Origin of the sequence: Bacillus coreaensis (assembly GCF_050586445.1) — a bacterium.
GTDB classification, from domain to species: domain Bacteria; phylum Bacillota; class Bacilli; order Bacillales; family Cytobacillaceae; genus Robertmurraya_A; species Robertmurraya_A coreaensis.
The window spans coordinates 39,075-51,168 of the sequence record NZ_JBOCCY010000019.1 but is presented as its reverse complement, the minus strand read 5'-3'; the positions used below and the strand labels follow the sequence as shown (position 1 = coordinate 51,168).

Here is a 12,094-nt window from a genome sequence, read left to right as displayed (position 1 = left end):
AAGCGGAAACACTCCGCTTATTTTGCGGGAAATGTTGGTATTTCCCAAAATAAACGGAATTTCTCCGTTTATTTTGGGTTCATTCTATTTTGTACTTCACAACTGAACTACTTACCTTTTTAGGTACAGGTTTTACTTGTAGGATTTTACTCAAATGTCCCTTTTACTAATGGAGAACCTTGGGCCACCATTAGTTGACCTTTTGCCATAACCGTTTGAATCGTTAATGTTTCTTTATCTAAAATTACAAGGTCCGCATCCTTCCCTTTTTGAATATTGCCTTTTTGAGAAAGTTTGAGAACTTGTGCTGGATTTGATGTAATTACTTGGATTGCTTGCTCTAGAGGGATTTTCTCATTAAAGACTGCATCCCTTACCTCCCGGAATAAAGAAGCCGTTTTCCCCACTTTTAATCCTTTAAATTCACCCATTTCATCAAAATAAGGAAGACTTGCCTGCCCATCTGACGAAAAAGTAATACTACTAATGGGGATGTCTTTTTCAAGCATTAATCTTAAACCGGTCGAACACTTCACTTCCCCTTCTTCTAGGAATTGAGGAATGGTGCTAGTGGTCAAGTCAACATATCCACCCTTTTTTGCATATGTAATCCCTGCAGCAAATAATTCTTTATTACGATTAATATGAGTAGGATGAAAATGCCTAGCAGGAATTTCTGTTTTCTCGATGATCTCCTCTAGCAATGAGAGTTTTTCAATTCCATCCCCTACATGGATTTCTATAAGTCCAGCTTTCCCAGATAAAATGCCACCATTTCTAGCTGCTGTAGCAATTTTTACTACTTCATCAAACGTAGGCTGAGAGGAACGATGATCAGAAATGGCAATTTCTCCAACACCAATAATTTTGTCAATTAAAATTAGATCATCTTCAATTCTTGAGGTTAATGTCTTGACTGGTACTTGATAAGAGCCGGTATGAATATAACAGGTAACGCCTTCTTCTTCTAGTGCTCGAGCCTTTGCTAGAAGGCTTTCCATTCTCCTGGTTGTACCATCCGTTCCAAGCACACCCACTAAGGTTGTTACACCAGACATCGTTATATCGGTTAACATAATTTCTGGGGTTCTTGTTTTGAATCCACCTTCTCCTCCACCACCAATAATATGAACATGAGAATCAATAAATCCAGGTACGATAAGTTGACCAGATGCATCAATCACTTCGATAGGGACAAAAGAAGTAGGAGTATTTATTTGCTCTTCTATAAAAGCAATTTTATCGTCAGCAATAAGAATATCCCTTACACCAAGATAGTTTGGGGCATAGACCTCTCCGTTTTTTATTAACTTTAGCATAGCTCTTCACTCCTAATTGTCAGTCAATATAAGCACACAAGAACGAGTATCTGTTTACATTATATAAATTAACCAAAAGGGGTAAAATTCCTTTCTCATTATATAAATTAACAATTCTTCAGTAGGTATGGTAAAATTCTTGGTAACTAAACAATATTACAATACAAAGTAGGTGTTATAGCTTGTCCTCTGAAAAAGAAGTAAAGCTTTATTTTGTTCGTCATGGTGAGACTCAATATAATATAGAAAAACGTATGCAAGGTTTTTGTGATTCCCCTCTTACCGAACGCGGAATTACTCAAGCCAAGTCTGTAGGTATGGGCCTTGATGATATTGAATTTACCGCAGTATACACTAGTGAAAGCCAACGAGTTATAGATACAGCTCAGTATGCAGTTGGTCATCGTAATCTTCCAACAATGACGGACCCACGCCTGAAAGAAATGAACTTTGGTGCTTTAGAATCACTTGTAGAATCAGAAATCACCGAGCGATACGGAAATATACTTGAACAATTATTTACCCTTAACGACCTAAATATGGCTGCACCAGAAGGAGAAAGCTACTCCCAGCTTTATACACGTACAACCTCTATCGTTAAGGAAATCATCGACAAGCATAAAAGTGAAGGCGGAAATATACTTGTTTTCTCACATGGAGTAACGATTGGTAACTACTTAATGCAATTAACAAAAATGAGCGATTATCCGCACCATGATAATTGCAGTGTTTCCGTCATTAAGTATGCTAACGGTGAATTTAGTGTAGAAACGATTGCTGACACTTCCTTTAGAGACAGGTATCAATAATAGTGAAACACCTCTATGCGAATGGCATAGAGGTGTTTTTTATTGATTTAATTTCCTTATTTCTACCACTCCTCCAAATCACCACTATCCCACATTTCATTAAATGTATCATTCATAGCTGAAGCTAAGTCCGAATCACTTACGGTTAAGAGGACTTCCTGATTATCTTCTGCAGAGTCTTTTGTGTAATTAAAAGAGCCTGTTACGACGGTTTCGTTGTCTGATATGGTTAAAAGAATGCTTCCTAGTTTTCTATTCAATGTTAAACCTCCTTGTTTGTATATATCATTTTTACACCAATTATCTTAAATGAACCCTTTTTAAGAAACAAAAAAGGTGATACAAAAATTTGTATCACCTTTGGTAAACTCTTATTAAATTATACGTACCGTAACAATACCTTCAATCAAGCCGATTTTTTCCTCTAACTGAGGGATAATTTCACTCGTTACATTGTTATCAATATCGATCATAGTATAGGCATATTCCCCTCTACTTCTGTTCACCATATCTGCAATGTTTAAATCATAGCTTGAAAGAGCTGATGTAATCTTTCCAACCATTCCAGGAACATTTTGATGGAAAGCTGCTACACGTTGCTTCCCTGAATATGGAAGAGAGGCATTTGGAAAATTCACTGAGTTTTTAATATTCCCAGTCTCTAGAAAATCCTTTATTTGGCGCCCCGCCATAATTGCACAATTTTCTTCAGATTCTGCTGTTGATGCACCAAGGTGTGGAACACAAATGGTGTTTTCCATTTTCAATACATTTTCATTAGGGAAATCTGTAATATATTGACCCACGATACCTTCTTCAAGCGCAACCGCCAAATCTATTTCGTTCACTAGTTCCCCACGTGAGAAGTTCAGAATATGAACACCTGGTTTCATAATGCTAAATGTAGCTTGATTAAACATTCCTTTTGTATCATCCGTTAATGGTGTGTGTACAGTAATATAATCAGCGTTTGCAAACAATTCTTCAATGGTTAAAGCACGTTGGACCGTACGTGATAAATTCCATGCTGTATCAACAGAGATAAATGGGTCAAAACCAATTACATCCATGTCTAAAGCAATAGCGTCATTCGCTACAAGTGCCCCAATTGCACCTAGTCCAATAACACCTAGAGTTTTACCTTTAATTTCTTTTCCTACAAATTGCTTTTTCCCTGCTTCTACAAGCTTTGGAACTTGGTCCCCTTCGCCTTCTAAGGTCTTTGTCCATGACACACCAGCAAAAAGGTTTCTTGATGACGCCATTATTGTAGTTAAAACCATTTCTTTTACAGCATTTGCATTGGCTCCAGGAGTATTAAAAACGACAATTCCTTGCTCTGTGCATTTGTCGACTGGAATATTATTAACACCTGCTCCAGCTCTTGCAATTGCTTTTAAATTACTACCGAAATCCATTGAATGCATATTAAAGCTACGTGCAATAATTGCATCTGGATTTTCACAATCATTGTCGACTGCAAAATTATCCTTTTTAAAGACTTTTAACCCGCTTTCTGCAATATTATTTAATGTTTTAATTTGGTTCACTTTTTTTAATGTAATTGGGCTCATATTGTTTCTCCTTTTTTATTATAAATTTGAACAAAAAGAGGCAAGGGTTTATAACCCTTACCTCTGCCCAGGCGAACGGCTACGACACCATGTGCTCCCTCGCGGTTATCCGCGTTTCGCCAGTTACACATAGTCTTTTTATTTCTTATATTCTAACAACTTCTTTACTAGCATTCAAGTAGAAAAATATTCTTTTTTAAATTTTCTTACAAATTAAACTTCATTATTTATGATGAGGTTTTCCTGTATTCTTAAATAAGTAGTCTAGTCCTTACTCCGGTAACCTCCGAAAAGCAAATAAGCGGAGATTTTTCTGTTAAATGCAGAATGGAGCTTATTTTCATGATGTATAAGCGGAGAATTTCCGATTATGCACAGCATTTTCCCCCATTATTACAGTTTTTGAGCCAATAGGCGGAATTTCTCCGTCTATTTAACCAATATTTCAGCCAATTTATACATTAAGCGGAATTCTTCCGTCTATTAATCAGACTGGATATTTAACCTGATCTTCAGCTGTTTTAGCCTCCCCATCCTTAGGAGAGGCATTGGCTAAAAATCCTCATTTACTTATGATAAGGTTCATTCCTATTAATCCGGTAAGCCCGATACACCTGTTCAAGCAGAATTAACCTCATAAGTTGATGAGGGAATGTCATCTTAGAAAATGATAACTTCTCATCTGCACGATTTAGAACATCCTTACTTAAACCCAGCGAACCTCCAATAACAAAGGCAATTTTACTTTTTCCGTATGTAGCCAACTTATCAATCATTTCCGCCAGTTCTTCTGACGATCGTTGCTTGCCTTCTATGGCTAGGGCAATGACATATGTATCTGGAGAAATTTTTGCTAACAGCCTCTCTCCTTCTTTATTCTTTACCTGTTCCATTTCTATGTCACTTAATTGCTCTGGAGCTTTTTCATCTGGGAGTTCAACCACTTCGACCTTCGCATAGGCCGTTAGTCTTTTTAAATATTCATCAATACCTTGTTTTAAGTATTTTTCTTTAAGTTTGCCAATTGTTAATAATGAGATATTCACACTTCATCCTCACTTTACGAACAAGATATCCACAGAAGTTATCCACATGTCCACATTTTTCATCCACATATTGTATAGGATCATTTGTTCCCTACCATATATACAGCATCATTTCGACAATATTCACAGGTTGTTAATAACTCATTTCCCTCAACTTTTAGTAAGGTTGGAAATGTCTCAAACTCATCTACAATCGTATCTATGGCAAGATCTACATGTTCCTCACAGCAGTAAATCAAGTTATTTCCCTCCTTCAAAATTCTCCAAACTTCAACAAAAAATGATGTGGATATCTGATATATAGTTTATCCAAAAACTTATCCACATTCCTATCCCATCCTACCAAAACTATCGAGAAATTTCTATCCACAAAAAAGAAATGCAAACATGACGCCTGCATTTCTCTCACAACTATAAGGTATTTCCACCTAGCTTCATCGTTGTTTCTTGAAGCTTTCCAGCACGGTAGAATTTAATGTTCAGCTGATCTCCGACTTTCTTTTTATTATATAGATGCTTTCTTAAATCAATGACATCTTTAATTGGATCGCCGTCCATTTCAACAATCACATCTAAATCTTCTAATCCTGCTTGTTCTGCAGGTGAGTTTGGATCCACCGTCATAATTACGACTCCCGATGTTACATCTTCCGGAAGTTTCAGTGTTTCTTTCTGATGATAAGCTGATACTTCATTTACTGATTGAAGTTGGATTCCCATGTAAGGTCGTTTTACCTCACCAAACTCCTCTAGATCACTAATGATTGGCTCAGCAGACTTTATTGGAATGGAGAGACCGATTCCCTCTACGGAGCTCTGGGCAATCTTCATAGAGTTAATTCCAATCACTTGGCCACTGATATTAATTAATGCTCCACCACTATTACCCGGGTTAATTGCGGCATCCGTTTGGAGTACTTCAGCCTGCCAATCAATTGCACCATCTTGGTTAATATCAACAGGAATCGCACGCTCTAAACCTGATACTATCCCTTGTGTAACAGAGCCAGAAAACGTTGCTCCAAGTGGATTTCCAATAGCGATCACTGGCTCACCAATTTTTAAAGCATCCGAATCTCCAAACTCAGCAACGGTTTCAATTTTGCTTCCATCAACCTCAAGAACAGCTAAATCGGTCCAAACGTCACTACCTCTTAACTTGGCTTCAAGCTTTGTTCCATCAGACAATGTCACCTCAAGTGAGTTTGCCCCTTCGATTACGTGATGGTTTGTTACAACATATGCTTTGCCATCCACTTTTTTATAAATAACACCGGACCCTGATCCTGCTTCCTGACTACTTGATTCTGACCAAAAACTTGTCGTTTGAAGATTCGTAATTCCAACTACCGCATCTCCTGCTTTTTCTACTGCCTTTGTTATATCTGTCACTACGTTTAAGCTAACATTTTCTGTCCTAACCGCATCGTTGTTTGCCGTACCTTCTTCTAGATTCGAATCTGTTTCTGTGGAATAAGGAAGAACATCAAAACCAATTCGAGGCAAGGCAACCACAATAAGAAAAACACCTAAAATGGCTCCAACTAGACTCGCAAAAAAGTACCCTCCTCGATTTCCCTTTTGTTTTCTGTACCGTGTTTCGTAGTCTTGATCATAATAACCCACGATTCACCAATCCTTTCAAACAATCATTATCTATGTAGTTTTTATCCCTATATATAATATAATCCCTTCTTGCCAGAGAATAAACCAAAAAGGTGACCCGAAAAAGTCGGAATCACCTTTTTATACCGCAGTTAACACAGTTGGAACTTTAGGGTCGGTATCGTATAAATCAAATTGCTCACCAATGATGATGCCCTTGCTTTGAAGTGTTTGCTCGACAGACATTTTAGCTAAATCTTTCATATTATTGTCTTGACTTAAATGAGCTAAGTAAATACGTTTTGTGTTATCACCAGCTACTTCACTCATTGCAATGGCTGCATCTTCATTCGATACATGTCCAACATCACTCAAAATACGGCGCTTAATGCTCCATGGATACTTTCCCATGCGAAGCATTTGTACGTCATGGTTGCTCTCAAAAACAAACACATCTGCGTTCTGAATGATTCCCTTCATACGATCACTAACATATCCTGTATCTGTAATTAGAACTAGCTTCTTTCCATTATGGTGAAATACATAAAACATGGGCTCTGCCGCATCATGAGACACGCCAAATGATTCAATATCCACCCCACCAAAGCTTTTTACTGTTTCCATGTCAAACGTAAATTTCTGTTCTACAGGAATTTCCCCTACTAAATGATTCATGGCATCCCATGTTTTTGCGTTAGCATAAACAGGAAGCTTGTACTTTCTCGCTAATATTCCGACTCCTTTAATATGATCACTATGCTCATGAGTGACAAAAAGTCCCGATAGCTTACTAATGTCACGATCAATTTTTTGAAAAAGAGCCTCCATTTGCTTCCCACTATGTCCTGCGTCTACTAGAAAGGACTGATCTTCCGTTTCTACATAAATCGCATTCCCTGTACTCCCACTCGCTAGGATACTAAAATGCAATGACATACTATTCACTCCAATTGTTTTCTTCATTCTTTAGTTGAATGACTTGTCCTTCAAATGCATTCACAAATAAATTCTCCCCTTCGTCTAATACAAATCGCCACGCAGGTGTCAAAACCTGTGAAGAAGTTAAACGAACAAGTGTGTAATAACCAAACTCGACTCTCTCTATCTTTGTTCCAAAAGGTAAATAGCCATTTTCATATAGTGTTTCTATCGCCTTAATGGGCTGAATAATTCTTTCATCTTCCGAAAGTTCCTCGATACTATCGAGTATGGTTTGTTTGTAGGAAACTACTTCATTATCGCTATTTAATTTGAACGTGATTTGACCGCTTGGATTTTTATAAAATAGCTTTTCTTGGTACTGCTGATAATAAGTTATACTATTATCACTTTCATCTCTACCCCAATAACGATATTGGTCACCATTTATGACTGATCCTTTTAAAAATGTATCTAATTCAGGTGGTTGACCTTTGCTGCTCACTTTTAAAGGTGTGTCCAATTCTGATTCAATAGACTGGTTGTTTCTTATTGTAATGGTTTGACCGCTGAGCGTTGTATCTATAAGCATTTCAACCTCTTCCTCTGTAAACACTCTTGGAACCGTACTTAAGTACGTGTCCTTTTCAAAGTTTTTTGGAAGATCATTGTATGTGATTTCATCTGCCTTTAATCGGTTTTCTAGAGAAGGATTGGTCGCATATTCATATTTAGTTGCGGTACGAATCTTTAAGAACTCATTCATAAGATAGATATTTAAAACGAAAAAGGAAAGGATAAAGATGGTTTTAATTCTACTCCAATCCATGCTTTATCCCCCCACTCTCGCTACTCGGAACCATCTTCCATTCATCGTTATACTTATAGTACCAAGCTGGTTCCAAATGAATTAGTGAATTCTGGTTAATATCAGTAATCTTAGACATGTGATAGCCAATCGAAATGTCCTGAAGAAAATCGAGGTCAAAATCTTCTACTTTTTTCAACTCTTCTAGCACACTGACACCAGATGGTAGGGTAATTTCAGTGGCATCCAATCTACTTCCTAACATGAAATTACTTCGAAAATACTTATTAATTCCACTAGCATTCCAGATTTGTAAAATTTCCGATATTCCATTATCACCAAAGATGGGGTAACCACTTAAATCGTATAATCGGAATAATATGACCTGTTCTGACTGGTCCATTCCTACATATCGATAATTATCCGTCCAGCCACCATGACTATTAATAAAATCAATACTTTTTTCCAGAAGGTGACTCGATTTCGCTGTTGCTCCACTTTCAACATCTTCTGTTTTCACATAGGAAACAGTACTCGTTTCATAATTGACACTCATTAAAGTAGTTGTATCAGTATACTCTTCACCAAAAGAGCTGAAATTTTTTGACACTAGATTCGGATCGCTAAATAGGGCATCACGAAGTTTTTCTGTCGATAACTTCAAAAACAGGTAATTATATAAAGCAACTTTTACTGGCTCTTTTCGCAGCATCGTAAAACTTTCTCGATTAATTGGTTCATATAGTGCAAACTTTTCATTCTCACTTATGTCCGCTAAATATCGTTCTTTAAAATCTTTGATATAAGTGGCTGTAACATATGCTCGAAGCACTTCATTCTCTTTGGAGGAAATAAAATAAACGGCTCCTCCCTCTCTTGTTTCTGGCTCTAAATCAATAACAATTCGGTCAAAGTTACTCTTAGGAATATCATTACTAGGTAATTGTAACGCGCTACGGTACACCTTTAAAGGAACAATATCAGGAAAAATAAGTTCTAAAACATTCTTATCATAAATAAACGAAGGGATATTTTTTACGAGATCGGATATATCTTCAAACTCACTAAATTCCCATAAGCTAAGTTCTTTCATTGTCTGATCAATTTCAAAGGAATCAAATGTACCGTAATGTTTCTCCCCTTGATGGAAAAACAATCGTTCCGGACGAACAATTTTGCTCAATTCCTTCGTTTCACCAAACGATACTTCTTCAACGGTATTTCCACTTTCCTTCAAAGTGTCATAATTCGGCTGATATGTCCACAACATCCATGTAAGAAGAATACTAAAAACAACAAGAATTAATAGGACGATAGACTTTATCGTTTCATATTTCATGTCCAGTCATCCTCCTCATTAGGATCATAAGGGAGAGTGAATGAGACCGTCGTCCCTTTCCCTTCCACACTTTCCGCCCAAATTTCTCCTCCATGGGCTTCTACCATTTCTTTTGCAATTGCTAGTCCTAGACCTGTCCCACCAAGCTTTCTAGTTCTTGCTTTATCAACTCGGTAAAATCGTTCAAAAATTTGCTGAAGATTTTCTTTTGGAATTCCCATCCCCTGATCACTAACACTAACTACAATATGATCTTCCTTTTCCTCCACTTTAAAAGTGATTTTCCCACCCTGTGGAGAATACTTCATTGCATTTGAAATAATATTATCAAGGACTTGTGTAAGCTTGTCCGCATCTCCCTCAACAAAGGCAGCATAATCTAATAGTTTTCGTTCAAAAGCAGTATTTTCATCCTTTATAATCTCAAAACGATCAATAATTCGATTGAAGAAATCTACGAAATTAAACCATTCCTTCTTAAGGCGATAATCCTTGCTATCCATCTTGGAAAGCTGAAGCAAATCATTTACTAGACGTATCATACGTTCTGTTTCTGTTTGCGTAACACTTAAAAAGTTCGGGGCGATTTCCTCGTCCTTCCAGGCACCATCTGATAATGCTTCTAAGTAACTTCTCATCGTCGTTAAAGGTGTCCGTAACTCATGTGACACATTGGCAACAAATTCTCGTCTCTCTAAGTCAATTTTCTCTTGTTCCGTAATATCATGTAAAACCGTTATTAAACCATTTACAAATCCAGTTTCCTTTTGAATGACCGAAAAATTCGCCCGTAGAATAAGAGGCTTTGTAGCCGTGCTATAGTCCAAAATAAGTGACTCTTTCTCAACAAGTAAATCTTCAAACGAATAGTCTTCTTCTAAGCCTAATAAAGACACAATGGAGCTAGACAGTATTGTTTCACGTGAAACACTCAAAAGCTTTGCTGCAGGTTCATTGATAAGGATTACTCGACCTTTTCGATCGGTAGCAACCACACCATCTGTCATATAGGAAAGAACAGAGGATAACTTTCGACGTTCTCCCTCAGTGGTTGCTTGTGCCTCTTGTAACTTTTTTGTGAGATTATTAAAAGTAATGGCTAATTGTCCAATCTCATCATATCCGAAAACTTTTACCTTTCGAGAAAAGTTCCCTTTAGCCATCGCCTGTGCCTGCTTTCGCATATCAGAAATAGGCCTTGTAATCGTTTGTGCAAGTAGAATCCCAAGTACTGCTGTAATCAATAATGCAATACCCGTCCCTGTGGCCAGGATATTATTAATGGTCTTCATTTGGGAATACACATTTTCTTTCTTTGCTACCAAGTATATAACACCTGTGACCTCATCATCGGATCGAACGGGCGTAACTAACACCCAGATACGCTTTAATGACTCAGGATCGATTTGGGTTACTTCCTCCCCTTCAGCTGAAGTAGCGATGACACGTCTAATTAAGGTGTCAGTAGATCTTTGGCCAACAATTCCTTGATTATATTGATCTGATGTGCCGATAATTTTTTGCGTACTTGCTTCAATTAAACGAACCTCCGAGATATCTGTCGTTGGAAAATCAGCTAGAATCTTCTTAACAGCCTCTTCCAGAGTTGGTCCTTCATCATCTGGGTTACGTTCCTTGCCTAGCTCTTCCCCTAAGTAATAAGCTAAAAGATTCACTCTCTCTTCAATTGAGGTTTCAAAATTCCGTAATAAAGTGCTCTCAAGCTGTCTAACAAAATAAACACCGATTATTTGCATCGCAATTAAAATTAACAATACATAAATCATTACAAATTTTAGATGGATAGATCGAAAGAAACCAACCTTTTTCATTTACTGATTACTCCTGTTCAGGATTTCGTAAATAGTATCCAACCCCTCTTCTTGTCACGATCCATGTTGGGTGACTTGGGTTATCTTCGATTTTCTCGCGAAGTCGTCTAACGGTCACATCGACTGTACGAACATCGCCAAAATAATCGTAACCCCAAACAGTTTGTAATAGATGTTCTCTCGTCATCACTTGTCCGATATGCTGGGCTAAGTAATGAAGCAGTTCGAACTCTCTGTGAGTAAGCTCGATCATTTCCCCGCGCTTTGAAACAATATAAGCATCTGGATGGATCGTCAATGAGCCTAATTCAATCTCATTTGTCTCATCTTCTTCCTGTTGACTTATATTCGTTTGATGCCTTCTTAAGTTTGCTTTCACACGTGCAATTAATTCTCTTGTACTAAATGGTTTTGTTACGTAGTCATCTGCACCTAGCTCAAGACCAAGAACTTTATCAATTTCAGAATCCTTTGCTGTTAGCATGATAATAGGCATTTCATACTTTTTACGAACTTCACGACATACTTCCATTCCATCACGTTGAGGAAGCATGATATCTAGTAAGATTAAGTCTGGCATAATTTCCTCTACCATCTTTAATGCCTCGTTACCATCATATGCACAATATACGTCGTACCCTTCCTTCTTAAGATTAAATTGAAGGATATCAGCAATCGGTTTTTCATCGTCAACAACTAGTATACGTTTTTCCATTTCATAGCTCCTTTATTTGAACTGTCTATTTATTTTATCTTCCACTATTTTTACTGTTCATAATCCTTACTTTATCATGATATGCCTATGAATTCACGTTTTTAGAAGGCAGATCACTTCATCAAGAAA

The 12,094-nt window shown here is 37.3% G+C and carries 12 protein-coding genes and 1 riboswitch; of the genes, 1 reads left to right on the top strand and 11 read right to left on the bottom strand.

Annotation, left to right across the window (positions count from 1 at the left end):
• Positions 1-146 precede the first annotated feature (146 nt).
• Positions 147-1,319 (bottom strand): beta-aspartyl-peptidase, encoded by a 1,173-nt coding sequence (iadA, locus tag ACQ5H4_RS20360; RefSeq protein WP_430776796.1) that lies wholly within the window; start codon positions 1,317-1,319, stop codon positions 147-149.
• 182 nt (positions 1,320-1,501) lie between these two features.
• On the opposite strand from iadA, the gene ACQ5H4_RS20355 reads away from it, so the two are divergent.
• Positions 1,502-2,128: a histidine phosphatase family protein gene (locus tag ACQ5H4_RS20355; RefSeq protein ID WP_430776795.1), complete on the top strand. Its 627-nt coding sequence runs from the start codon at positions 1,502-1,504 to the stop codon at positions 2,126-2,128.
• Between the two features lie 62 nt (positions 2,129-2,190).
• Here ACQ5H4_RS20355 and ACQ5H4_RS20350 read toward each other — a convergent pair whose 3' ends face one another.
• The 10 genes from ACQ5H4_RS20350 to yycF form a co-directional block, all read right to left on the bottom strand.
• Positions 2,191-2,388: a phospholipase D-like domain-containing protein gene (locus tag ACQ5H4_RS20350; RefSeq protein WP_430776794.1), complete on the bottom strand. Its 198-nt coding sequence runs from the start codon at positions 2,386-2,388 to the stop codon at positions 2,191-2,193.
• Positions 2,389-2,502: 114 nt separating this feature from the next.
• On the bottom strand, positions 2,503-3,702 hold the full coding sequence (locus tag ACQ5H4_RS20345; protein WP_430776793.1) for a phosphoglycerate dehydrogenase: 1,200 nt from the start codon (positions 3,700-3,702) through the stop codon (positions 2,503-2,505).
• 58 nt (positions 3,703-3,760) lie between these two features.
• Positions 3,761-3,839: riboswitch (ZMP/ZTP riboswitch) on the bottom strand.
• A 429-nt stretch (positions 3,840-4,268) separates the two neighbouring features.
• Complete coding sequence (gene rlmH / locus ACQ5H4_RS20340) at positions 4,269-4,748, bottom strand: 23S rRNA (pseudouridine(1915)-N(3))-methyltransferase RlmH (protein ID WP_430776792.1); 480 nt, start codon at positions 4,746-4,748, stop codon at positions 4,269-4,271.
• An 80-nt stretch (positions 4,749-4,828) separates the two neighbouring features.
• Positions 4,829-4,987, bottom strand: a complete 159-nt coding sequence (locus ACQ5H4_RS20335; RefSeq protein WP_430776791.1) for a CxxH/CxxC protein — start codon at positions 4,985-4,987, stop codon at positions 4,829-4,831.
• 172 nt (positions 4,988-5,159) lie between these two features.
• Positions 5,160-6,374 (bottom strand): S1C family serine protease, encoded by a 1,215-nt coding sequence (locus ACQ5H4_RS20330; protein WP_430776790.1) that lies wholly within the window; start codon positions 6,372-6,374, stop codon positions 5,160-5,162.
• 120 nt (positions 6,375-6,494) lie between these two features.
• Positions 6,495-7,289, bottom strand: coding sequence for an MBL fold metallo-hydrolase (locus ACQ5H4_RS20325; RefSeq protein WP_430776789.1), 795 nt, complete (start codon positions 7,287-7,289; stop codon positions 6,495-6,497).
• Position 7,290: 1 nt separating this feature from the next.
• Positions 7,291-8,100 (bottom strand): two-component system regulatory protein YycI, encoded by an 810-nt coding sequence (locus ACQ5H4_RS20320; RefSeq protein ID WP_430776788.1) that lies wholly within the window; start codon positions 8,098-8,100, stop codon positions 7,291-7,293.
• Positions 8,087-9,418 carry a YycH family regulatory protein gene (locus tag ACQ5H4_RS20315; protein WP_430776787.1) on the bottom strand — a complete coding sequence of 444 codons (1,332 nt, stop codon included), beginning with the start codon at positions 9,416-9,418 and terminating at the stop codon, positions 8,087-8,089. The genes ACQ5H4_RS20320 and ACQ5H4_RS20315 overlap by 14 nt, the downstream gene beginning before the upstream one ends.
• Entirely contained in the window at positions 9,415-11,250 is a 1,836-nt protein-coding gene (walK, locus tag ACQ5H4_RS20310) for a cell wall metabolism sensor histidine kinase WalK (RefSeq protein WP_430776786.1), read from the bottom strand. Before walK ends, ACQ5H4_RS20315 begins: the two co-directional genes overlap by 4 nt.
• A gap of 7 nt (positions 11,251-11,257) precedes the next feature.
• Complete coding sequence (gene yycF, locus ACQ5H4_RS20305) at positions 11,258-11,965, bottom strand: response regulator YycF (protein ID WP_430776785.1); 708 nt, start codon at positions 11,963-11,965, stop codon at positions 11,258-11,260.
• Between the last annotated feature and the right edge of the window lie 129 nt (positions 11,966-12,094).

Coding starts and splice junctions, on each gene's coding strand:
- walK (WP_430776786.1), bottom strand. CDS start 11,250: ATGAAAAAGGTTGGTTTCTTTCGATCTATCCATCTAAAATTTGTAATG.
- ACQ5H4_RS20315 (WP_430776787.1), bottom strand. CDS start 9,418: ATGAAATATGAAACGATAAAGTCTATCGTCCTATTAATTCTTGTTGTT.
- iadA (WP_430776796.1), bottom strand. CDS start 1,319: ATGCTAAAGTTAATAAAAAACGGAGAGGTCTATGCCCCAAACTATCTT.
- ACQ5H4_RS20325 (WP_430776789.1), bottom strand. CDS start 7,289: ATGTCATTGCATTTTAGTATCCTAGCGAGTGGGAGTACAGGGAATGCG.
- ACQ5H4_RS20345 (WP_430776793.1), bottom strand. CDS start 3,702: ATGAGCCCAATTACATTAAAAAAAGTGAACCAAATTAAAACATTAAAT.
- yycF (WP_430776785.1), bottom strand. CDS start 11,965: ATGGAAAAACGTATACTAGTTGTTGACGATGAAAAACCGATTGCTGAT.
- ACQ5H4_RS20320 (WP_430776788.1), bottom strand. CDS start 8,100: ATGGATTGGAGTAGAATTAAAACCATCTTTATCCTTTCCTTTTTCGTT.